This window comes from Serratia sp. HNCC26DJ244 (assembly GCF_057180565.1).
Genome location: NZ_JBXUGO010000017.1, coordinates 39,695 through 63,252, shown reverse-complemented (window position 1 = coordinate 63,252; position 23,558 = coordinate 39,695). Strand labels below are relative to the sequence as shown.

At 50.7% G+C, this 23,558-nt stretch carries 20 protein-coding genes; 7 read left to right on the top strand and 13 right to left on the bottom strand.

Annotated features, from left to right (window positions below):
• Nucleotides 1-57 precede the first annotated feature (57 nt).
• From livF to AC2A06_RS13815, 5 genes are all read right to left on the bottom strand, one after another.
• Nucleotides 58-759 carry a high-affinity branched-chain amino acid ABC transporter ATP-binding protein LivF gene (gene livF / locus AC2A06_RS13835; RefSeq protein WP_023489785.1) on the bottom strand — a complete coding sequence of 234 codons (702 nt, stop codon included), beginning with the start codon at nt 757-759 and terminating at the stop codon, nt 58-60.
• A 12-nt stretch (nt 760-771) separates the two neighbouring features.
• A complete protein-coding gene (gene livG, locus AC2A06_RS13830; protein WP_023489786.1) occupies nt 772-1,539 on the bottom strand; it encodes a high-affinity branched-chain amino acid ABC transporter ATP-binding protein LivG in 768 nt (255 codons plus the stop codon).
• Nucleotides 1,536-2,819, bottom strand: coding sequence for a high-affinity branched-chain amino acid ABC transporter permease LivM (locus AC2A06_RS13825; protein WP_484380668.1), 1,284 nt, complete (start codon nt 2,817-2,819; stop codon nt 1,536-1,538). The genes livG and AC2A06_RS13825 overlap by 4 nt, the downstream gene beginning before the upstream one ends.
• The gene (livH, locus tag AC2A06_RS13820; protein WP_037385041.1) at nt 2,816-3,742 is read right to left on the bottom strand and encodes a high-affinity branched-chain amino acid ABC transporter permease LivH; all 927 of its coding nucleotides are present in this window, start codon (nt 3,740-3,742) and stop codon (nt 2,816-2,818) included. Before livH ends, AC2A06_RS13825 begins: the two co-directional genes overlap by 4 nt.
• 517 nt (nt 3,743-4,259) lie before the next feature.
• On the bottom strand, nt 4,260-5,375 hold the full coding sequence (locus AC2A06_RS13815) for a branched-chain amino acid ABC transporter substrate-binding protein (RefSeq protein ID WP_484380667.1): 1,116 nt from the start codon (nt 5,373-5,375) through the stop codon (nt 4,260-4,262).
• Nucleotides 5,376-5,835: 460 nt separating this feature from the next.
• Here AC2A06_RS13815 and panM point away from each other — a divergent pair, with 460 nt between their 5' ends.
• Genes panM through AC2A06_RS13800 form a run of 3 tightly spaced genes read left to right on the top strand, consistent with a single transcriptional unit; the run spans nt 5,836 to nt 9,540 of the window.
• Nucleotides 5,836-6,228, top strand: coding sequence for an aspartate 1-decarboxylase autocleavage activator PanM (panM, locus tag AC2A06_RS13810; protein WP_484380666.1), 393 nt, complete (start codon nt 5,836-5,838; stop codon nt 6,226-6,228).
• Nucleotides 6,225-7,442, top strand: coding sequence for a DUF3142 domain-containing protein (locus AC2A06_RS13805; RefSeq protein ID WP_484380665.1), 1,218 nt, complete (start codon nt 6,225-6,227; stop codon nt 7,440-7,442). Before panM ends, AC2A06_RS13805 begins: the two co-directional genes overlap by 4 nt.
• Nucleotides 7,429-9,540 carry a hypothetical protein gene (locus tag AC2A06_RS13800; RefSeq protein WP_484380664.1) on the top strand — a complete coding sequence of 704 codons (2,112 nt, stop codon included), beginning with the start codon at nt 7,429-7,431 and terminating at the stop codon, nt 9,538-9,540. The genes AC2A06_RS13805 and AC2A06_RS13800 overlap by 14 nt, the downstream gene beginning before the upstream one ends.
• 141 nt (nt 9,541-9,681) lie before the next feature.
• On the opposite strand, the gene rpoH is transcribed toward AC2A06_RS13800, so the two are convergent.
• The 4 genes from rpoH to ftsY form a co-directional block, all read right to left on the bottom strand.
• The gene (rpoH, locus tag AC2A06_RS13795) at nt 9,682-10,539 is read right to left on the bottom strand and encodes an RNA polymerase sigma factor RpoH (RefSeq protein WP_023489689.1); all 858 of its coding nucleotides are present in this window, start codon (nt 10,537-10,539) and stop codon (nt 9,682-9,684) included.
• Between the two features lie 266 nt (nt 10,540-10,805).
• Nucleotides 10,806-11,759, bottom strand: coding sequence for a permease-like cell division protein FtsX (gene ftsX, locus AC2A06_RS13790; protein WP_473196253.1), 954 nt, complete (start codon nt 11,757-11,759; stop codon nt 10,806-10,808).
• Complete coding sequence (gene ftsE, locus AC2A06_RS13785) at nt 11,749-12,420, bottom strand: cell division ATP-binding protein FtsE (protein WP_484380663.1); 672 nt, start codon at nt 12,418-12,420, stop codon at nt 11,749-11,751. Before ftsE ends, ftsX begins: the two co-directional genes overlap by 11 nt.
• A 5-nt stretch (nt 12,421-12,425) precedes the next feature.
• Nucleotides 12,426-13,790: a signal recognition particle-docking protein FtsY gene (gene ftsY / locus AC2A06_RS13780; protein ID WP_484380662.1), complete on the bottom strand. Its 1,365-nt coding sequence runs from the start codon at nt 13,788-13,790 to the stop codon at nt 12,426-12,428.
• A gap of 245 nt (nt 13,791-14,035) precedes the next feature.
• Here ftsY and rsmD point away from each other — a divergent pair, with 245 nt between their 5' ends.
• From rsmD to AC2A06_RS13765, 3 genes are all read left to right on the top strand, one after another.
• Nucleotides 14,036-14,659 carry a 16S rRNA (guanine(966)-N(2))-methyltransferase gene (gene rsmD / locus AC2A06_RS13775; RefSeq protein ID WP_484380661.1) on the top strand — a complete coding sequence of 208 codons (624 nt, stop codon included), beginning with the start codon at nt 14,036-14,038 and terminating at the stop codon, nt 14,657-14,659.
• A complete protein-coding gene (locus AC2A06_RS13770) occupies nt 14,649-14,921 on the top strand; it encodes a DUF1145 family protein (RefSeq protein WP_484380660.1) in 273 nt (90 codons plus the stop codon). The genes rsmD and AC2A06_RS13770 overlap by 11 nt, the downstream gene beginning before the upstream one ends.
• 205 nt (nt 14,922-15,126) lie before the next feature.
• Entirely contained in the window at nt 15,127-15,753 is a 627-nt protein-coding gene (locus AC2A06_RS13765) for a lysoplasmalogenase (RefSeq protein WP_023492107.1), read from the top strand.
• Between the two features lie 240 nt (nt 15,754-15,993).
• Here the strand turns inward: AC2A06_RS13765 and AC2A06_RS13760 are convergent, their stop codons facing one another.
• The 4 genes from AC2A06_RS13760 to AC2A06_RS13745 form a co-directional block, all read right to left on the bottom strand.
• Nucleotides 15,994-17,223 carry an SGNH/GDSL hydrolase family protein gene (locus AC2A06_RS13760; protein WP_484380659.1) on the bottom strand — a complete coding sequence of 410 codons (1,230 nt, stop codon included), beginning with the start codon at nt 17,221-17,223 and terminating at the stop codon, nt 15,994-15,996.
• Nucleotides 17,189-18,484 (bottom strand): SGNH/GDSL hydrolase family protein, encoded by a 1,296-nt coding sequence (locus AC2A06_RS13755; protein ID WP_484380658.1) that lies wholly within the window; start codon nt 18,482-18,484, stop codon nt 17,189-17,191. The genes AC2A06_RS13760 and AC2A06_RS13755 overlap by 35 nt, the downstream gene beginning before the upstream one ends.
• Complete coding sequence (locus tag AC2A06_RS13750; protein WP_484380657.1) at nt 18,471-19,889, bottom strand: MBOAT family O-acyltransferase; 1,419 nt, start codon at nt 19,887-19,889, stop codon at nt 18,471-18,473. Before AC2A06_RS13750 ends, AC2A06_RS13755 begins: the two co-directional genes overlap by 14 nt.
• A 237-nt stretch (nt 19,890-20,126) precedes the next feature.
• The gene (locus AC2A06_RS13745) at nt 20,127-20,915 is read right to left on the bottom strand and encodes a protein bax (protein ID WP_484380656.1); all 789 of its coding nucleotides are present in this window, start codon (nt 20,913-20,915) and stop codon (nt 20,127-20,129) included.
• A gap of 287 nt (nt 20,916-21,202) precedes the next feature.
• Between AC2A06_RS13745 and AC2A06_RS13740 the strand changes: the two genes are divergently transcribed.
• Complete coding sequence (locus AC2A06_RS13740; protein WP_484380655.1) at nt 21,203-23,521, top strand: zinc/cadmium/mercury/lead-transporting ATPase; 2,319 nt, start codon at nt 21,203-21,205, stop codon at nt 23,519-23,521.
• The last annotated feature ends 37 nt before the right edge of the window (nt 23,522-23,558 follow it).

Genomic DNA, 23,558 nt, shown 5'->3' with positions numbered 1-23,558 from the left:
TGGGGCGATTGCTATGCCCCTGCCCTGTAAATACTATCTATTTAAGATATCGGGTAGTTAACCACCCAGATAGGCCGATCTCACTGCCTCGTTGGCTAACAATGCGGCACCCGTATCTTCCAACACCACACGACCATTTTCCAGCACATAACCACGATCCGCCAATTTTAACGCCTGATTGGCATTTTGCTCCACCAGAAAGATGGTCATGCCCTCTTCACGCAGCTGCTGGATAATATCGAAAATCTGCTGAATGATGATCGGCGCCAACCCGAGAGACGGCTCATCAAGTAGCAACAACTTCGGCTGACTCATTAACGCACGGCCAATCGCCAGCATCTGTTGCTCACCGCCAGACATAGTGCCTGAACGCTGGCTACGCCGCTCCAGCAAACGCGGGAACAGGCTAAAAACCCGCTCAATGCGCTGCTGATACTGATCCCGATTGGCAAAAAAACCGCCCATCGCCAGATTCTCTTCCACCGTCATACGGGAAAACACTCGCCGCCCTTCCGGCACAATCGCTACCGCTTCACGCATAATGCGCGCCGTCTGCCAATGGGTAATATCCTGGTCTAGCAGCGTGATTGTGCCAGCACTGGCCCGAGGTTCACCACATAAGGTGCCGAGCAAGGTGGTTTTACCCGCTCCGTTGGCGCCGATCAGTGTAACGATCTCCCCCTGCTGGATGTTCAAACTCACCTGATGCAGAGCCTGGATTTTACCGTAATGAGCGGATACCTGATTAAATGACAACATAATATTTACCCACTATTCGCCCAGATAGGCCCGGATCACATCCGGGTTATTGCGGATTTCGTCCGGTGTGCCTTGTGCCAACGGCGTACCCTGATTCATCACATAGATACGATCAGAAATCCCCATCACCAGTTTCATATCATGCTCAATCAACAGCACCGAAACCTGATGCTGATTGCGCAGTTCGACAATCAGGTGATCCAGTTCGTCGGTTTCTTTCGGGTTCAAACCTGCAGCAGGCTCATCCAGCATCAGTAATTCTGGGCGTGTCACCATGCAACGGGCAATTTCCAACCGCCGCTGTTGACCATAAGCCAGATTACCCGCCGAACGGTTAGCCAACTCCAGCAAACCTACGCGCTCCAGCCACACCGCAGCACGTTCCAGAGCATCGGCTTCCGCCCGGCGGAATGCTGGGGTTTTCAGCAAACCAGCAAATAGACCGGTTTTCAAATGCTGATGCTGAGCCACCAGCAGGTTTTCAATCACCGTCATTTCACGGAACAGCCGCACATGCTGGAAAGTACGTACCACGCCCATGCGAGCAATAGTCTGACCGGCCAGCCCTTCCAAATGATGGTCACGCAACTTGATGATACCGCTGGTCGGGCGATAAAACCCGGTAAGGCAGTTGAACACCGTGGTTTTGCCGGCACCATTCGGGCCAATCAGTGAGACTATCTCTCCTTGATGCAATTCCAGGCCGACATTGTTTACCGCCAACAAACCACCGAAACGCATTGAAAGCCCGGATACCGACAATAAAGGTTGAGCACTCATACCTGCGGCTCCTTCGCGGTGTCCGTTTCCGCCACGTTTAGTTTCAACTGCGGGCGTTTCATCGGCAACAACCCTTGTGGCCGCCAAATCATCATTAATACCATCAGCGCCCCCAGCAATAACATGCTGTATTCATTCAGGTCACGCATCAGCTCACGGGAAACCACCAATAACACCGCCGCCAGGATCACCGCAAATTGTGAACCCATCCCCCCCAGCACCACGATGGCCAAGACAAAGGCTGACTCAACAAAGGTAAAGGATTCCGGGCTGATAAAGCCCTGACGCGCGGCAAACAGCGTACCGGCAAAGCCGGCAAAGGCCGCACTGATAGTGAAGGCGGTCAATTTTATCTTGGTAGGACTGAGCCCCAGCGAACGACAAGCGATCTCATCTTCGCGCAGTGCCTCCCAAGCCCGGCCGAGTGGCATCCGCAACAGGCGGTTAATCACAAACAGCGTTAATATCACCAGCAACAGCGCAACCAGATAGAGGAACACAATACGGTCACCCGCTTCGTACTGCAGACCAAAAAAGTTATGGAATGTATCCCAGCCGCCATCGCGCGCACTGCGGTTAAACTCCAGGCCGAAGAAGGTAGGTTTGGGGATCTGGCTGATACCATTCGGCCCACCGGTGATCTCGGTGTTATTGAGCAACAGGATACGGACAATTTCACCAAAGCCCAGGGTGACAATCGCCAAGTAGTCTCCCCGCAGGCGTAATACCGGGAAGCCCAGCAGGAAACCAAAAATAGCGGTGACAAACCCAGCCAGTGGCAAGCTTTCCCAAAAACCCAGACCATAGTAATGATTGAGCAATGCATAGGTGTAGGCACCGATGGCGTAAAAACCCGCGTAACCCAGTACCAACAAACCGGAAAGGCCAACCACAATATTCAGCCCCAGGCCCAGCATCACGTAAATCAACGTCATGGTGGCGATATCCACCGTGCCGCGTGAAACCAGAAACGGCCAGACAACGGCGGCAATGATGATCACCGCAGCCAGCAATTTCTGGCGAGTAGTGGTGCCATCAAAACTGGGCAAAACAAAGGATGGACCGGTAATTTTTTTCAGCCCATGTTGCATCAAGGGACGTAACAGTTGGAAGAAAAACACCACTGCACAGCCGATCCCAATCCACATCCAACGTACTTGCGCCGCACCATGCACCACCAGTTTGGTGCCATCCAGGCTCAATTGCATCCCCATCAGGAATGACGCCATAACAAACAGCACTACCGTAGCAATGCAGGCGTTAAGCAGACCGTGCTTCATACTTTCTCAACCTCCGGACGGCCAAGAATGCCCGTTGGCATCACCAGCAACACCACGATCAACAGCGCAAAAGAGACCACATCTTTGTATTCAGTACTCAGGTAAGCGGAAGTGAGTGCTTCTGCCACGCCCAAGACTAATCCGCCAATCATCGCACCAGGTATGCTACCAATCCCCCCCAATACCGCGGCAGTAAAGGCTTTCATCCCCGCCATAAAACCGATATAGGGGTTGATCACACCATAGAACTGCCCAAGCAGTACACCCGCTACGGCAGCCATTACCGCGCCGATAACGAAAGTGAGCGATATCACCCGATCAGTATTGATCCCCAACAGACTGGCCATTTTAAGATCTTCCGCACAGGCTCGGCAGGCGCGGCCCATACGGGAATAACGAATAAACAATGTCAGCGCCAGCATCGCCAAAAAGGTGACAACCCAGATGGTCAACTGCATGGTGGTGATGGTGGCAGCAAAGCCGTTGCTTTCCCCCAAGACCCATTGGCCGGTCACCAGGCTCGGCAACGCAAGATCACGTGAACCTTGCGTCAGGCTGACGTAGTTTTGCAGAAATATCGACATCCCAATGGCGGAAATCAGCGCGATCAGGCGCTTGGAATTGCGGACCGGCTTATAGGCTACCCGTTCAATGCTCCAGCCATAGGCGCTGGCGATGACGATAGACACCAGGAATGCCGAACCGATCAACAACCAACCAACGTCGATCCCCATCATCATCAGGGCGGCAATAACAATAAATGAGACATAACTGCCGATCATATACACTTCACCATGGGCGAAGTTGATCATGCCGATAATGCCGTAAACCATGGTGTAACCAATGGCAATCAATGCATAGGTACTGCCCAACGTAAGGCCGTTGAACATCTGCTGCAAAAAATAGAGAAACTGCTCTGACATACTCTGACCTTCTAAGGTGTTGCCACGGCCATAAAACAGTGGCCTAACAGCCCGCCGATAGCACAGGCTCCGGGGATCCCGGTTTAGACCCGTCATTCTTCAAATTGCGTGGATGGTTGGCTATGCTCTGTCACCCCTGTCACATCATTAGCGATGCGCCTGGGGAGTCACGCGCTTGCCGCCTACAAGCAAATCGAATTATCTTGGGTATATGCTCTTCATATTCCAAACTGCGGAGGTGTTGGCTGTTTACCACGCCAAGTGCGATTGGAAACACACCGCATGTTGTTCTGCAACTCAAAGGGAGTTGGGTATAGACTCGTCATCATCCCACTCCCTGTATGAATTTGCGGGGAATATACCACTTCAAGGGAAAAATACGAACTCAACAGGCGTGCAATACGCTTGAGTTTAACCCTCGCCATTCCCTCTTTGTTCAGGGAACCAGCGAGGGAATGTCACCGTCGTCATCCATTTTTACTATTACTTGAATGACGCCGGTTAGCCTACAAGGGGTTTATTTTAACGGCGTGGATGAACCATCCGCATGCCATTCAAATACACCAAACTCAAACCCTTTCAGATCGCCTTTTTCATCCCAGCTTAGTGGACCCATTACGGTTTCCACGGGTGCGCCGGTTTTCAGGTTTTTGACGATCTCTGCCGGATCCTGGCTGCCACTACGCTCCATCCCTGTTACCAGCGATTGCAGTGCCGCGTAGGTGGTCCAGATAAATGGCCCTGTCGGATCCAGTTTTTTGGCTTTCAACGCGTCCACTACCGGTTGGTTGGCAGGTACCTGATCGTAGCGTTTTGGTAATGTTACCAGCATACCTTCAGAAGCCGCACCCGCGATATTGGACAGTGAAGAGTTACCCACCCCTTCCGGCCCCATAAAACGGGTAGTCAAACCGGCCTGCTTGGCTTGACGCAGAATCTGCCCCATCTCTGGGTAGTAGCCACCGAAGTAAACGAAGTCAACGTTCTCTTTCTTCAGACGTGCCACCAAGGTAGAGAAATCTTTGTCGCCCGCAGTGACCCCTTCAAACATGACCACGTCAGTGCCTTGCGCTTTCAAGCTATCACGCACTGAACGCGCCAGACCTTCGCCATACTGCTGCTTGTCGTGCACCACTGCAATGCGTTTAGGTTTAACGTTATTAAGAATATATTTAGCCGCTGTTGGCCCCTGATCGGAATCCAGCCCGGTGGTACGCATCAGCATTTTGTAACCACGGGTGGTCAGGTCAGCATTGGTCGCCGCTGGGGTAATCATGATCACCCCTTCATCTTCGTAAATATCAGAAGCAGGCTGGGTGGAAGAAGAACACAAATGACCGATGACATACTGAATGCCGTCATTAATCACCTTGTTGGCCACCGCGACCGCTTGTTTTGGGTCACAAGCATCGTCGTACTCCACCAGCACCAGCTTATCGCCCTTGATACCGCCCTTAGCGTTAATGTCGGCAATAACCTGACGCGCCCCAGTGAATTCCATATCGCCATACTGCGCCACCGGACCGGACATCGCGCCCACCACGGCAACCTTGATATCTTTCGCTATGGCAGCATGTCCCATGGCCATGGCGATACAGCCAGCCAGCAGCACGTTACTCTTGATAAATTTCATCCGCATAATCCCCATGTGTCGTTGTGAGTTTGCTTGTTGTGTTTGCCGTGCCTAGCCATTATTGCTATTCAGAGTCGCTGCCTACCCGCCACCGGAGTGAGCCTGGCTAGAACAGTAAAACTGCTTTTATCCATAAGTAATAATGGGTTAGGTGAATTCACGGCAAATTTTTCTAATAAGACTTTACTTATCATGCTATTAAACAGGAATTTTATTCTGTAAATCAACTGCCACTGACAGGAACAAGCGGTGTAAACAGAATAAAATTCGAATTATTACCGTACTGTTTGGGCAACCAACAGTTCATTATGCTGGATAAGTACCACCACGCTAATTTTTTACTCGGAAAATATGGGTTGGGAAAAACATTCTGCGTGGAAATCGTACTAAAAAACTTACACAACACTATCAGCAAGATCCATTACACTGTCAATATCATTGATTAATGTAAAAATCTGCCATGAAATTAACCATTGAGCGTTTAACTCATTTGTCTCCGCAAGACCTGATCGATCTGGGTAAAATCTGGCCACATCAACAACCAGCACAGTGGCAGTGTGACCAGCAAGATGGCAAGGTATTATTCGCCGCCCGCTTTAATGACCGACTATTGGCCGCAGTAAAAATTGAGGTGCAAGGAAACCGAGCACAACTGCACGACCTGATGGTTCGCAAGGTGACCCGACGCCGGGGGGTTGGGCTCTACCTGGTGCAGGATACACAACGCCAATTACCTGAGGTGCGACACTGGCAGCTTTCTACCTCCGGGTTGGCTGCGGGGGAACGTAGCGAAATCGACAACTTTATGCGTGCCTGCGGCTTTATGGCACAAGGTGAACTTTGGCAAAAATGAAACGTTGGCTGGTAATAGCGATATTGCTACTCCTGATGCTGACGGCCTGGTTTTCCAGCCGCCAACCGGCGATTAACTCCTCTCCCACCTGGGATCAGCAAGTCTATATCTGGCAACGAGTCTGGACACCACAACATGGCGATGCTCTGGTTGCCAGCCATGATCTGTTCTCAAGCTTACGGGTACTGGGTTTACAAGTGCATCCCCAAGAGGGGGTGCGCGAAATCGCGGTTAATACTAGCTTGCTTAAACAGGATGGCCGCCCGTTATGGCTAGTGGTACGTCTGGACGGGCAACTGCAACAACTGGATGAAACCGCCATTTACCCGCAGTTGCAACAATTGCTACAACAGTGGCAAACCGCAGGATTGCAGGTCGTTGGTGTAGAGATCGATCATGATGCGGCCACTGCACGCTTGCCTGCCTATCAACATTTTCTACAACAACTACGCCAACAACTGCCTTCTTCATTACAACTGGGCATTACCGCGCTGCCCACCTGGCTCAGTTCCCCCGCTTTATCTGGTGTACTACAACAGGTCGACAGTTCTGTGTTACAGCTACATGCGGTGCTCTCACCAGAACAAGGGCTGTTTGATGGTCAGCAGGCTCTGGGTTGGGTGGGGCAATATGCCCGCATCAGTGGCAAGCCCTTTCGCGTAGCCTTACCCACTTATGGCATGGGGCTGATAGGGTTTGATGCTCAAGGTGCACAGGTTGAGAGCGAGTCCACGCAACACGTGGCTGGCAACTTACAAGAACTCAGCGTAGCACCACAACAGATTGCCGACTTCTTGCAACAGCTCATCCCGCTCTCTCCTAAGCATTTACGTGGTATTATCTGGTTTCGTTTACCGTTAGCCAGTGATCGCAGAGCCTGGTCAATGGAGACATTACGCGCCGTCATCACTCAGCAACCATTAACTGTTAACTGGCAGGTAGAATTTTTACCACAGCCACAGCAGAATGGATTATATGACCTGAACATCCAGAATAATGGGCCGGTAGATGCCCCGTTGCCCCGCGAAGTGCACATTCAGGCTGAGGGTTGCCTGGCTGCGGATGCAGTGGGCAATTATCAGTTGGCAACGTCATCGCAACAACCGCGCTTTGTCCGTATTCGCAGTGAGCAGTTACGCGCAGGGCAATCACGCCCCTTGGGCTGGTTACGCTGTCAACAGATCACGCCAGGAGGTACTGATGTCATCCCTTGATACGCCTTTATCATCGATAAGGTATAAAAAAAGTTATCTCCGTTCGCTGCCGCTGGCCTCACTGATTGCTGCGGCATTAATAACCCCCCTTAGCAGCCAAGCTTGCGGCCCGTTTTTTCTCAATCGGTTACTGGTCGACCGCAACAGCACGCTACTGGTGATGCCGGAGGGAAACTTCGCTTTCGAAACCCACCGTCTGGTGCCGGTAGACAAACAATTACCGTTATGGAAAGAGCCGGTACCCGAACCAGAAAACGCGCCAAAACCAGCATCACTGTCACCAGAACAGCAAATCATTGCCCAGATGCGGGCCACCCGCACCGTAGAACAAGTGGATGCCGTAAATACTCAGGGACTCTCTAATGCTGCACGTCTGTATACCCTGGGGGCGGTAGCTTTTGCCGCACAGGACCCACGAGCACCTGAATACTTCCAGCTAGTTCTGGCGCTACCGCTTGCCGAGCAAGGGGAATGGGGGTTACGGGCACAATACTCTTTGGGTCGTGTTTTCATGAGCGACTATGCCATACCTGAAAGCCAATCGTCTTCCACGGCACCATCGCTTCCCCATCCAAAAGCCGCCCAGTTAGCGCAGGCCACTGCTGCCTTCCAGCAGGTCATTGACAAAGTGAAAGCAGGAGCCGCCGACCCTGACCAACTGGCACTCAGTAGCCTCGGGCAACAAGCACGAATCCATTTATGGCTGGGGGAAATTGTCCCTGCCGTACAGCTTTATGCCCAGCAAACCGCCCAAGGCGATCCCCAAGGTGGGCTTTCGTTGCAGTACATTTCCAGCTATCTGGTTAAGCCGGAACATCTGGAGGCATTAAAGCAAGCCATTAATGACCCGTTAGTGCAGCAACTAGTGACTATCGAGCTTTTTGCACGCAGCAGTAACCTGTACATGATGAGCTCAGATGACGGTGCAACAGCGTTAAAACAGACGATAATTCCCATTCTGACGTTGTTGAATGATTCCGTAAAAAACGGCTTCGTCGGTAGCGATAGGCTGGCAGCGCTGGCCTATCGCTCAGGGCAATATGCCATGGCCGCCAGCCTACTGAAACAAGCAGGTGATAGTGGTTTAGCCTGGTGGTTACGTGCCAAAATGGCCTTGCGTGCAGGCGATATTAAAGCCGCTACCGCAGCTTATGCTAAAGCAGCCGCTGCCTTCCCGGCAGATGAAACCTGGGGGCAACAGAACAGCGATATCGACGACTTTAATACTGAACTGATCGTTCCAGATTGCCGGGTGTCCGGTGAACAGGCCATTCTGGCGTTAAACCGTGGTGATTATCTGCAAGCCATAGAATGGATGTATCGTGGCAAAGAACCTTATTGGGCAGATGTGGCAGATATCGCCGAACGGGTATTGACCGTCGATGAACTGAAAGGTTTTGTTGATAAGCATGTGCCACCACCCAGCACACCACTAAAACCAGTTAATCCAGACGATGATGACTACAGCGATCAGTTGCTCACCATTGACGTTAAACTGCGCGAGTTATTGGCACGACGGCTAATGCGTGCTAGCCGTTATCAGGAAGCACTCAGCTATTTTGCTATACCAAACTACCACCAGACAGCGGAGGAATTTGCCGCACAGTTACAAACCGCACAGGATAAAGCGCAAGATAAAATCACACGCGCCAAAGCTTACTATCAAGCTGCCTACTTGCTGCGCACACAAGGGCTAAAGCTTACCGGCTACGAAATGACGCCAGACTATGCCATCTATGGGGCGGATTATTCCTATGTGGGGGATGCTTTCAATACCCATGAGCTAAAACACAAGAGCTGGATCAGCGCTGCCGAAGCGGCTCGGGCGGCCAAATCATTGCCAGACGCGGATAATCGTTTCCTTCACTACCGCTGGCAGGCAGTAGAATTGGCGAAAAAATCGGCCAATCTATTACCACCGAAGAGCCAAGCCTACGCCGCGGTATTGTGCCACGCCAGCAGTTGGGTCATGGCCCGCGATGCCAAGACAGGCCGAGCACTCTATCAACGCTATATCAAAAACGGTGCCGTATTCGACTGGTCAAACCAATTTGGTTCCCACTGTCCAGAACCAGAATTTGTCAAAGCTGAGCATTAACTAGCAAGACCACTAAGCACACAAACAGAAAAGCCCAGAGTATCAATCTGGGCTTTTTGATAAATAACAACTTTCCGATAAATAACAATGTGTTTCAAACTGCAGAGCCATTAACCATAGCGTCAATAAAACTGGCTATAATTAAGCCTCGATCGCCATCTTTAATTTCTTCATGGCATTCTTTTCAAGCTGGCGTACTCGCTCAGCAGAAACGCCATACTGATCGGCCAACTCTTGCAAAGTGGACTTGTTGTCATCGTCCAACCAACGGGCACGGATAATATGCTGGCTACGCTCGTCCAGACCTTCCAACGCATAGGTCAGCTTATCTGTGGCATTACTTTCCCAGTTATCTTCCTCGATCCCTTCGGCAAAATCAGAGCTTTTATCCTGCAGATAGAGCATCGGCGACAAGGTATGACCATCATGCCCGTCATCTTCTGGCATGGGGTCAAAAGACATATCCTGCGCCGCCATACGGGATTCCATCTCCAGTACGTCTTTAGTTGTCACCCCCAGCTCACGGGCCACCAGTTCCACTTCATCCTGGTTGAACCACCCCAAACGTTGCTTGGTTTTCCGCAGGTTAAAAAACAGCTTACGCTGAGCCTTGGTGGTAGCCACTTTCACAATACGCCAGTTACGCAAGACGTATTCATGAATTTCAGCCTTGATCCAATGCACCGCAAAAGAAACCAGACGCACCCCAACTTCTGGGTTGAAGCGACGTACCGCTTTCATCAGGCCAATATTCCCTTCCTGGATCAGGTCTGCTTGTGGCAGACCATACCCTGAATAGTTGCGAGCAATATGAGCGACAAAACGCAGATGAGACAGGATCAGCAGCTTCGCTGCTTCCAGATCGCCCTGATAATGCAGCCGTTCAGCCAACTCCCGCTCTTCCTCTGCCGTCAGCATTGGATAGGTGTTGGCGGCCCGCAGATAGGCTTCCAAGCTGCCCTGCGGGACTAAGGCTAAAGTTTGCATTTCTTTGGTCATTCAACCCCTCTCTTGATTAAACAGGTCATGCCGGTGATTTAATGGTGGGATTTTATTGATTTTACGACAATTGCGGTTGCAAAAGCGGTTTCACACATGAATCACCTAAACATTTTCTGCACAATTTGACCCTTTCCCCCCCCCAAAAGTTCACTACTTTTTAACATTATCACCACGGGGGGAACCGACCTATATTACTTTTGCCGCTATCCTTCCGCAACACAGTCATCACCCGTGCTGCAGAAAAACAGTATATCAAAAAATCACTATTGAGGTGTAAAGCGACGTAAATGTTGCACCGTGGCCAACCAGGCTGCCACCCAGCCAATCATCGCGGAGACCAAGAGCAGCAGTAACGCCTCATCCCAACCCAAGCCATGCAAGGTGAAGGTGGTACCAAATACAGTTGCCACATGGGTGACCACCGTCTCCAGTTTCCATACCAACGCGCCAGACAGCGCTAATGACAATAGCGCACCAAACAACCCAAGGATTGCTCCACCATTAAGGAATGGCCGCAAGATAAACCCATCGGTAGCACCAATCAGTTTCATGACATTAATGGTATCGCGACGACTGAAAATATTCAGACGTACACTGTTACCGATCACCAGGAAAACCGCCACAATCATCAGTATGCCAATCATTGCCGCCACCTGCCCAACCAACCCAGTCAGGGCGGCCAGACGAGCAAACCAGCTATCATCCATGCGGACTTCTTCCACACCAGGAACCGCCGCCACACGATCACGCAGGGTATTAAGCGTTTCAGAACTCTGGAAACTCATTTGCGGGGTGATGATCGCCACAGCAGGTAACGGATTTTCCTCCAACATATCCAGCGCGCCACCAAACCCAGACCAATTGCGGAACTCACCGCGAGCCTCTTCACGGGATAGGTAGTTCACTTTGTCTACACCGGCTTGGGCTTTGATGGCATCCAACACTTTTACCGCAGCGTCATCATCAAGGGACTTATCCAGATAGACCGTCAGTTGCGGCGTTGGGTACCATTGTGTCGACGCAGTACTCACGTTCTTCCAGATAATGTAACAAACGCTAGGTAAGGTCAGGGAAATGGCGATCACCATCACGGTCAGCAATGTGGCCAGTGGTTGGCGCATCATATCAGCCATGGCATTCACCCAAGCATAGCGCCACTGTTGATGCCAGCCACCGCGTAGTGCCTTGCTCTTGGCGGTTTTTGCATTAGTTGCCATCGTGCGCGTCTCCTACCATACGGCCCTGGCTGAGTGTCAGGATACGATAATTACGCCGGGAGATAAGCCCTGTATCATGGGTTGCCATCAATACCGTTACCCCGACGCGGTTGAACTCTTCAAACAGGCGCAAAATACCTTCCGACAGCACATCATCAAGGTTACCGGTCGGTTCATCTGCCAGCAGTACCGCGGGTTTGTTCACCACCGCACGGGCAATGCCAACACGTTGCTGTTCACCACCAGAAAGCTGAATCGGAAAATTCTTCGCTTTATCCAGTAACCCCACCTTATCCAATGCGGCCGAGACGCGACGCCGGATATCTTCGCTACTGGCACCGGCAATGATCAGCGGCATTGCCACGTTGTCATACACTGTGCGATCGAGCAATAAATGGTGATCCTGAAAAATCATGCCAATTTGACGGCGCAAAAATGGCACCTCACGGTTCTTCAAGCGGCTGACGTCATGCCCGCCAAACCAGATATGACCGGCACTTGGCCGCTCGATGCCACAAATCAGTTTCAGCAGGGTACTTTTCCCTGCACCGGAATGACCGGTCAGAAATGCCATTTCCGCTGGCCGTAAATGGAAATCGACCCCCTGCAGGGCTTGGCGGCCGCCCAGATAAGCTTTACTGACCTGTTCAAAGCGAATCATCGGTATTAGTCCTCTCGGGCAAAAAGTGCCTCAATAAAATCGCCAGCCTTAAATGGCCGTAAATCTTCGATCCCTTCACCAACACCAATATAACGGATCGGAATACTGAGCTGATCGGCGATCGCAAAGATCACCCCACCTTTGGCGGTACCATCCAGTTTAGTCAGCGCGATACCGGTCAAACCGACAGCTTCATTAAATAATCTCGCCTGACTCAGCGCATTTTGCCCGGTACTGGCATCCAGCGTCAGCATAACCTCATGAGGGGCCTGGTCGTCCAGTTTTTTCATGACGCGCACAATCTTCTTCAACTCCTCCATCAAGTGCGCCTTATTCTGCAAGCGACCGGCGGTATCGGCGAGCAATACATCAATATTACGGGCTTTAGCCGCTTGTACTGCGTCGAAGATCACCGAGGCGGAATCAGCACCCGTATGTTGAGCTATCACCGGAATACGATTACGCTCCCCCCAAACCTGCAATTGCTCAACCGCCGCTGCACGGAAAGTATCACCTGCGGCCAGCATGACGGATTTACCCTCCGCCTGGAACTGACGTGCCAGCTTACCGATCGTGGTTGTTTTACCGACACCGTTAACCCCCACCATCAGGATCACAAAGGGGGTTTTACCGCTGACATCCAGCGGCTGATCCACTTTGAGCAAAATATCTGCCATCTCTTCTTTCAGCTTGCCATAAAGCGCTTCCGCATCTTTCAACTGCTGATGGCTGGCATGTTCTGTCAGGGAGGTAATGATTTTACGTGTGGTATCCACACCCACATCGGCGATCAACAGCTGTTCTTCCAACTCATCAAACAGATCATCGTCAATCTTCTTGCCGCGGAACAGACTGATAAAGCCAGAACCCAGGTTTTGTTTGGTTTTCAGCAAACTCCGTTTAAGCCGGGTGAAAAAACCTTCTTTGGTGGGGCGTTCCTGTTCTTGTGCTACCGCGGGTTCTGGTTGCTCCTGCTCCTCCACCATCGCTTCAATCAATGGGGGTTCTGGCTCAATCTCAATAATGGCGGGAGGCGCTTCAACTTCAACTTCAACTTCGGGAACCCGCTGTTCAGGTTCAGCAGACAGCGGTAATGGCTCGGCCACTGGAGCGCTATGTTCAACCAACGCCGGGACATTTTCGGCAATCGGTTCACCACTCAACGTAGCATCCCATTCCCCTGGCGTTTCTATCACTTCAGCGGGTGCGGACGCCATAACGGGAACTTGGTCATCCAACGTGCTAGCTGTGGGGGTTTCTGTAACCTGATGTTCCACCGATTCGCTGGCTGGCTCAGGTTGCTGTGATTCCTCTTCTTTTTGACCTAAACCCAACCAGGAGAAAAAACCACGTTTCTTTTCTTTTGCCATGTTCTGATCCTGCTCCGTACCAATGGCTTGCCAATGCGAAAAATCAATCCAACAAGTCTATCACTTTCCCTCGTCTAGCAACACGCATCCGGCATGCTTTCAATCCACTAATCCAGTAACAAAAAACCCGCTTCTTGTCCCTGGTGTATTTTCCAGGAAATGATCAGGTATATCCCCATCGCCATTCAACTTAGGTATAGAATAGTAGTAACTTTTCGTTAACCTTACTCTTTTAAGATGTTGTTATGGCAAAAATAGCGGCACACGGTATACGTAAAACACCGCATTCCAGCTCTGCTGGACAGATCCGCATCATCGGTGGTCAATGGCGCGGGCGAAAGTTGCCCGTTCCTAACAGTGAAGGGTTACGTCCTACCACTGATCGCGTGCGTGAAACTTTATTCAACTGGCTTGCGCCGGTGATCCAGGGGGCACGTTGCCTGGATTGCTTTGCCGGTAGTGGTGCATTAGGGTTGGAGGCGCTGTCTCGCTACGCAGAAAGTGCCACGCTGTTGGAATATCAGCGCCCGGTAGCACAGCAACTGGAGAAAAACCTGGCATTACTGAACGGCAATGGCAGTGTGATTAATACCAACGCATTAACCTGGCTGGAGGAAAAAGGGTCCCCCTTTGATGTGGTATTTCTCGATCCGCCTTTTCGCCAAGGACTACTGGCTGAAACCATGACGCTACTGGAACAACAAGGTTGGCTGGCGGATGAAGCTTGGATTTATGTCGAAGCTGAAGCCGAAAGCGCTGCTACCGAAGTCCCAGTGACCTGGAAATTACACCGCGAAAAAGTTGCCGGTCAGGTCGCTTACCGCCTTTACACCCGATCCGTTGAAGAGAAAACCGAACATGCTGATTAATCTGGGCCGTTTATTAATGCTCTGTGTCTGGGGTTTTCTCCTCGCTAATCTGTTTAACCCGTTCCCCAAACCCCTGAAGTATTTTATCGATGTCGCCCTGTTCTTTATGGTGGTCATGCACGGGTTGCAGTTGGTACTACTCAAATCAACGCAACCGAAAGAGAGTCCAATCAGCCGCTGGCAAGAAACCAAAATCTTTATTTTTGGCGTTTTTGAGCTGCTGGCATGGAATAAAAAACAATCTCCAGTTAAAAAAAAGTAATCGGGACCAGTGTGTTACTACTTGCGGTGATATAAAGTGTACACTGACAGAATGACAATCCAGGCACCGATACCCAAGTGATCGGGTGATACCAGTAAACGGCAATCGAGCCCGATAAATTGATCCATTGGGTGAGAAGATACAGCCAATATCACGGTATCGCTGAAAGGCGATGGGTCGATGCCAATGAAAGAAGGAAGAGACTATGAGTTGGCCGTTCCTTGCTGTATTTTTTTCCGGTTGGCTGTTCGTTGATGCCTCCTACCGTGGACCCCATTGGCAACGCTGGGTATTCAAACCGGTCACGTTACTCCTATTACTGTTATTAGCCTGGCAAGCCCCGGAGTTAGGCGTAGCAGGTTACCTAATCGTCTTTGGCCTGCTGGCAACCTTGGCCGGTGACATCTTATTGCAACTCCCCAATGAACGGTTGCTGTACGCCATTGGCGCGTTCTTCCTGTCGCATTTGCTGTATACCCTGAGTTTCGCCAGCCAGATGACCTTTAGTTTTTTCTGGCCGTTGCCCTTGGTCTTACTGGCCTTTGGTGCGTTATTATTGGCTACCATCTGGAGCCGGCTGGAAGAGATGCGCTGGCCGATCACTACGCTGGTGGTGATGACACTGCTGATGGTCTGGATAGCTGGCGAGCATTATTTCCTGCGCAGCACTGATCTGGCCTTCTCACTGCTGATAGGTTCTTTATTGCTGCTGGTGGCCAATGCGGTCTGGCTGCTGAACCGTTATCGGTTTACCTTCCGCGCTGCCGATGGGGTCACGGCTTTCTGCTATTTCGTTGGCCATTTCCTGATTGTGCGCTCACTCTATTTGTAGTTCACATTATCGTTCCCAGCAGGTTCGGCGCGCCGAACCTGCTTTCCCTCGACTAAATTAATCTCCATACATTCTTCGCCCCTAATCGATTAGATTGGGCTACTTGGGCATGGGTCACGGTAAATTCAGATTGGCGTTACACTCTCCTGACAGTGTTCAAGCAGAGCACGAATAAAAAAATAGGAGGTGGGTCAGCGGCGAGAATTAATCACGCCAGCATTCTCTGGCGTGATGATTTTCTTACTGTTGGCTTATCAGGACATCCAGTGCTTTGTAAAGCGCTTTGGCACTACGCTCATAACCACCAACAGTGAAATGAACTTTATCTGGCCTGGCCAGACCGTTCTGTGCCCAGTTATTCATGGCACAATCGCCGCCCATATACTGTTGCCAGTCCCAATAGAGCAATCCTTCACTTTTCGCCACCGACTGCTGGGTCTTAATCACGTTGCGTAGATTGGCGGGTTGTTGTGAACGACAGTCCGGTGCAGCTTTGTTTTTAATGCTGTCCCCGGGGCCGACCAGCAGGATCACGGCATTGGGTATTGTTTGACGAATTTTACCGACAATTGATGTCAGTTGTTCACGATAAAGCGCCAGATCGAGGGTGTCATTAAAGGCTTCATTAGTCCCGTAAGCGAGGATCACCATATCCGGTGCGGTATCCGCCAAAGTATTGATCCATTGCGCTGCCCATTTATCCATCATCGCAATGGTCGCACCGTTGATGCCCACAGAAGATAGCATCACCCCGGGATGATCACGGGTAATCAGCCAACCACCAATGTTGAGCGACGTTTGCTGATTGGTGGTGATGGTCGCGGGGAATACCACTGGAACGGGCTCAGAAAAACGCCATCCAGAAGAGGGCTGCAGGTTCAACATACCCACATTATTGGATTGTACCGTGAGCGATGCGGGATAATCAGCCTGATACAGAGCCTGCATATTATACTGATTTACTGAAGCATTTCGCTCTTTCATCATCAGAGAACTATGCCCGGTCAATGGCGAAATGATAAAACCGCCCAGCGGGAAATTCGGTGCGTTATCTTTCCTGCTGGTCAGGAACGACCACTGTTTTTTGGGTTCGGTGAAAATCAAATTAGCGCTACGCTGCCCAACGATATTACTGGGTGGTACCAAACCAATCCCGGCATCGCCGTAACGTGCCTGGAATTTATCACGCAGTGCACCGGAAAAGAAATCCGCCGCCGTATGGGAATCCCCCATCTGCACGATATGCACACGAGCGGAAGGATCGCGCAGCCGCTGGGTAAAACGGTTAAAATTCGGCTCGCCGAAATTGGTCAAATCATTATGTGCCCCCAGTTGCACCTCAGTTTGCGGCTGTTGCTCTGGTTGCTTTTCTTTCGTCAATTGACAAGAGAGCAAACCGAAGATAGCAGCGAAACAAAGACCTTTTTTTAATAGGTTACGGTGCCTCAACGGGTGTTTTTGTTGTTTCATGATGTGTTTCTTCTTGCGCCTCAGGCTTCTCATCCGGTGCGGCGTTAAATTTAATCATACTCAATACCGTATCTGCGAGAATTTTCTGCCCTTTATAGGTGAAATGGATGCCATCCCCACTGCGTAGCTTGATGTTGCTGCTATTGTCACCGATATAATCGGAATAGGTATTGCCCTGATATTTAAAAATTATATTTGCGGAAAGCCAGACCTGCCCTGCCTGGGAGACTTCCGACTGATAGAGATCACTGAGGTAGTGTACACCATCCGACAACTTCTCTTTGCGCATATTCGGCGGCCCGATCCAGATAACATCCACGTGATATTCCTCTGCCGTTATCAAGATATCCTGGATCCGCTTGCGATACTGGGCTTCCCACTCTGGTGAAGTAAAGCGCAAATAGCGCCCGCCGCCCCCTTCAGACGGCATATCCCAGGGGTCATTGGGCCCGAGGAACACCACCATCAACCGAATATTCGGATGAGTCTTCAAGGTATTCCTGACTGTTTCCGGCCAATTGAAGAATTTCGGATACGCCAAGCCGGTGCTCTGCTTACTGAGGTTAAGACTTTCAATACCGTAGTTTTTGGTGAGCTGTGATTGTAGCACTGGGGCAACCCCCTGCATGAGGGAATCACCGACAAAGAAAACAGCATCTCCCTTGGCAAGCTCAATGACTGATTTCGCTGTTTTCTTCACCGCTACCTGTTCAACACCCTGTTCCGAATTCGATTTCAACGACGCTCTAACGACCACGAGATGATGACGATTCAATAATTCCGGGAACGGCACCGACAATCCAACTACCGGATGGAGATAACCATTAATAAAATGTAACCCCACCTGAAATCCTTGCGAAGATTCCACACTGCTCGCCATGGTCTCTTTAACCGATTCTGTCGATTCTGTCCGTTCTGTCGATTCTGTCCGTTCTGTCGGTTCTGTCCGTTCTGTCCGTTCTGTCGATTCTGTCCGTTCTGTCCGTTCTGTCGGTTCAACGGTTTCGACAATATGATTACCCTGAATATGCAACCACATCGTCTCACCGGCACTCGCCCCCCCCTCTAAAAGATAGCCACCGAGATCCCACGCGTAATATCCCTGTAATCTTGCCCATGGTGCAGACTGGTGATACATCTGCTGCCAGTAGCGCTCCAGCGCACTCTGATTTATCCAGACCAGCGCAAAAGTTGTTATCACAACGATAAAGACCACTTTCAGTGCACGCTCAACATTTTCTGTAAAATCAAAAGTTTGCATAAATAAAACCCGGCATACCTGAAGGCGATAAAATGAAAACCAACGTCATAAAAAGTGCCAGCGGCAGCGGATAATAAATCCACGAAACACGCTGATAATGTCGCCCCACCCAGTGATACAGCGCGACGCACTGCGGATACAGCAATAACAGCCCCCAGAACGCAATAAGCATCGGCGCACTGGTGATAAACGACTCACCCCATCCACCGGTAGTCAGTTGTGTCAACATGGTGATTGCATCGTTAAAGGTGGCACTGCGGAAGAAAATCCACGTCAGGCAGACCACATGGAAGGTAAAAATACGCGCCAGCCAAACGTTGGTTTTCTGCCATATTGAGGTAGCGGGGCCTTGATGCAATGGGAAGAGCTTATGTTTGATGTTTATCAACACGATCCCCACCCCGTGGAGCGCCCCCCAGATGATAAACGGCAGACCAACACCATGCCAAATACCCGAGATCACCATGGCAATAAAAGCATTTATATTCATGCGGAATGTACCTTTCCGGTTTCCGCCGAGGGGAATATAGACGTAATCACGAATGAACTTGGATAAACTAATATGCCAGCGTGCCCAAAACTCTTTCAAGTTAGTGGCAAGGTAAGGGGCATTAAAGTTCACGGGTAACACAAAGCCGAGCAACATCGCGATCCCCGTCACCAGATTGGTATAGCCGGAGAAATTAAAGTAGATATTCCACGCGTAGGCGTAAACCGCCACCAGGTTCTCCCCGGCATTGTAACTGACTGGCGAACTGAACACCGGGTTGACAAAATTCTCAGATAAATAGGCGCTGAATAAAAATAATTTCACCATCGACAGGATAATGAGTAACAGCGCTTTTTTATAATCGATAACTTCTCGTGATCCCGCCTGAACCTGCGGCATAAAGGTAAGTGCGCGATTAATCGGACCGGCCACGATACTCGGAAAGAAGCAGAGATAAAGCACCACATCCCAAAAAGGGGCTTTTTCGATCTCTTTACGGCAGACAGACACCACATAACTCACTGAGTGGAATAGATAGAAAGAGAGTCCCAGCGGTGCGAGCATGGCGAGTGTCGGCAGCTCAGCCTCAATGCCAGCCTGATTCAGCACTCCTTGCAGTGATTCCTGTAAAAAACCGTAGTACTTGAAAACGATAAAACTACCGACGATCCCGACTCCTAACAGACTATATATCCAACGTGACGATAAATAGCCGCTAAGAACATTTGCCAGCAGGTAAATAAACAACGTATACCCTGCCAGAACATAAGCAAAGTTCGCTTGGAACGAAAAAACAAAAAGATAACTCGCTGTGATTAAAAGAATGTTTTGTAATCGAACATTTTTTTGACAGAGCCAGTAAGCCAGAAAAAAAGGGGTAAAACAGGCAATAAATTCAAATGAAAAGAAATTCATATCAGACTCTGCACAGACGAACGAAGAACGCCGATAGTAAGAACGCAGAGTATAATAAAATTTATCAAATAATATTCAATAGGAATACTCGTATTCAATCTAAATCACTGACTGATGGAAAATCATCAGGATTGATTCGATTGCCGACCTGCGGCGAGTGGATTGAACTTGGAGATATGAAATAGAACATCAATCTACCCTCCTGGCTCAGTGAACCAGGAGGGTACGATTTATGATTTATGAGTTCCGGGCTACTTTCTGGGCCTTCGAAATCAGTGTCTTATTACTGTCATACATCTGCAGCAGATAGCGGTTATAGGAGGCACCCTTCTGAGAATAACCTGATAGCTGACGGATCAGTTCTGGTGTACTCAGTGAATCATCCTCACCCAGACGCTGTTTTGCCCGCTCTGAACGCAGTGAGTTATACGCCTTATGTGTATTCATATTCTTAATGTAGGCGATAACACCGTCCTCAATGGTTTTGTAAGCGTAATAACCTTTCACCTGACCTGGTGCGGTAACGCAGTTTTGTCCGCAACGCAAACCAAAAAGGTTGTTGTTGGATTGAGCCAGTTTTGATGTGCCCCAACCGGATTCCGTTGCAGCCTGTGTGGCAACGAAGTGGGTAGGCAAAATATCGACGCGATGTAACAACGAACCCCAGTTGGTGCGCTTCGGTGAGTTGCATGTCATATCGTAGCGCTGACACAGGGTTCTGAGCTTGGCGATATCACTCGGTGACCAGTGCTTGGCATCCTGGTGTTCCAGTAACCAGCTCCTGTCATTCATAATTTCACGATTGAGTCTATCAATCGTAGGGACAATGACATTAAGAAACGCTTTCTTACGCGGTGTGCCTGAAGGGTACTTTCGCAAATCAGGCAGCATCTGATGAGGCTGCTTGCCTTTATGAGAATACTCTATGTTCGTTATGGCACTGGTTGAAGCGTAGCTAAAACCGGTAGTCAATACAAAAATAAAGAAAGCGAATATGGCATTTGTCCTCATTGAAAAAGAGGGCATTTGCTTTTCCTCGTCTGTTGTTTGAACAAAATTCAAACGGATACTAACAAAATAGAAAAGCCATAACCAGATTTTTTCGCAAGCCCCATTGGCTCATTCACGACCAAACTGCGATGGCCTATCCTCATCATCCACGGCAAATCCGCTCCTGCCGGGGCTCAAGAAGCCACCACTGCTGCAACTGGCATAACATTGCGGATCTCACGCTTGACTCTAGAGTCTACTCCAAGGTGTAGACTCTTTATCAGACACCAGCGTTGTTTCAAGTGATTGCCTGAGGGGGCACTATGCATACTCACCAAGAGCACCACCACCAAGAGAAAAACCAGCAAAACAGTTGCCATTGCAACCATCAACATAGCCAAACACAGCATGGCTGCAGCCATAAAAAAGCGACAATAGGGGAAAACCCTGCCCATTCTCCCGAACAACCTCATGAGCACGATAACCAGAATGGCTGTTGTGCCCACCATGATGATCCTGATGAGGAGAGCGACAGTCTGACTGCCGCTCCCCCTCGCGGCAGTCAGCGCTTCAGTTGGACAGTGACGGGTATGGATTGCCCCAGTTGCGCAAAAAAAATTGAAAATGCCGTTGCATCACTACCTGGCGTGAATCAGGTACAGGTGCTGTTTGCGACTGAAAAGCTGGTGGTGGATGCCCAGTCAGATATCAGCATCAATGTGCGAAACGCAGTAAAACGCGCGGGGTTTACGCTCCTGAGCCCCACAGCCAACCACCAAAACAGTGAAGTTAAAACCATCCACTGGGGGGAATTTACCCCATTATTACTGCTCTCCGGGTTGATGTTAACCAGTTGGATGATTGATATTTTCAACCCACAATGGGGCAATATTGCCTTTATTATCACTGCCCTGGTTGGACTGTTGCCCATTGCCAGCAAAGCGTTACGACTGATTCGTTCAGGTACCCCGTTCGCCATAGAAACATTGATGAGTATCGCGGCCATCGGCGCACTATTTATTGGTGCCACCGCAGAAGCGGCAATGGTGCTACTGCTATTTATGTTGGGTGAGTTGCTGGAATCCTATGCCGCCAAGCGAGCACGACGTGGCGTTAAGGCGTTGATGGCCTTAGTCCCGGAAGATGCCTGGCTGATCCAGGGTAATCAACGTAAGCGTGTTACGGTTGCCAGCCTGCGCCCTGGCGATGTGATAGAAATCGCCCCGGGTGGCCGCTTACCTGCTGACGCTGAGTTACTCAACCCGTTTGCCAGCTTTGACGAAAGTGCCTTAACTGGGGAGTCCGTACCAGTAGAGCGCCAGCAAGGGGAGAAAGTCGCGGCTGGCAGTTTGTCTGTCGATCAGGTGGTACAGGTAGCCGTCATATCGGAACCGGGCAACAATGCCATTGACCGCATACTGCAATTAATTGAAGAAGCCGAAGAGCGCCGTGCGCCCATTGAGCGTTTCATCGACCGCTTTAGCCGTTACTACACCCCGGCGATCATGCTCTTGGCACTGGCAGTGATCCTGATCCCCCCGTTGCTATTGGCGGAGCCTTGGTCGCTGTGGATTTACCGCGGGCTGACATTACTGCTGATCGGTTGCCCATGTGCCTTGGTCATTTCCACACCGGCCGCGATCACTTCCGCGCTGGCGGCAGCAACACGTCGCGGTGCGCTGATTAAAGGCGGAGCCGCGCTAGAGCAGTTGGGGCAAGTACAAACCATCGCGTTCGATAAAACCGGCACATTAACCCAAGGCAAACCCACGGTGACGGATGTATTGCCCGCCGAAGGGATCAGCGAGCAGGTGTTACTGGCCACTGCCGCCGCCATTGAAGCAGGGTCACACCATCCACTGGCGCAAGCTATCATCAACCATGCGGTAGAACGCAGGGTTGAACTCCCTCTCGCTGAAGGCCGCCGCGCACTGGCCGGTATCGGCGTTGAAGGCATGGTAGCCGGTAAAATCATCCGGATCAGCACACCGGGCAAGCTGGCAGAAAATCAGTTAACCCGCGAATGGCACCACAAAGTAGACACCCTGGAAAATGAGGGGAAAACCGCCGTGGTGGTACTGGTTGATGGCGCGCCCATTGGCCTGTTGGCCCTGCGCGATGTGTTGCGCGAAGATGCCAAGCTGGCGCTGACCCAACTGGCAGCGTTGGGGATTAGTAGCCTGATGCTCACTGGTGATAACCCGCGCGCTGCCGCCGCCATCGCCAGTGAGCTGGGGATCGACTATCGCGCCGGATTAATGCCAGAAGATAAAGTGCGGATAGTCAGTGAACTGAGCAAACAGCAGTACACTGCCATGATTGGCGATGGCATCAATGATGCCCCAGCCATGAAAGCCGCCAGTATCGGCATCGCTATGGGCAGTGGTACTGATGTGGCGTTGGAAACAGCCGATGCGGCACTGACCCACAATCGGCTGGTGGGAATCACCGAGATGATCCGTATTTCCCGTGCCACTCGGGCCAATATTCGCCAGAACATTACTATTGCGTTAGGGCTGAAAGGGATTTTCCTGGTCACGACTTTGTTGGGTATAACCGGTTTATGGTTGGCAGTACTGGCAGATTCCGGCGCTACCGCACTGGTGACCGCCAATGCCTTACGGTTGTTGAAAAAACGCTGATTCCCCTGGCTCCAGCGAGTTGCAGCTTACCGGCAAC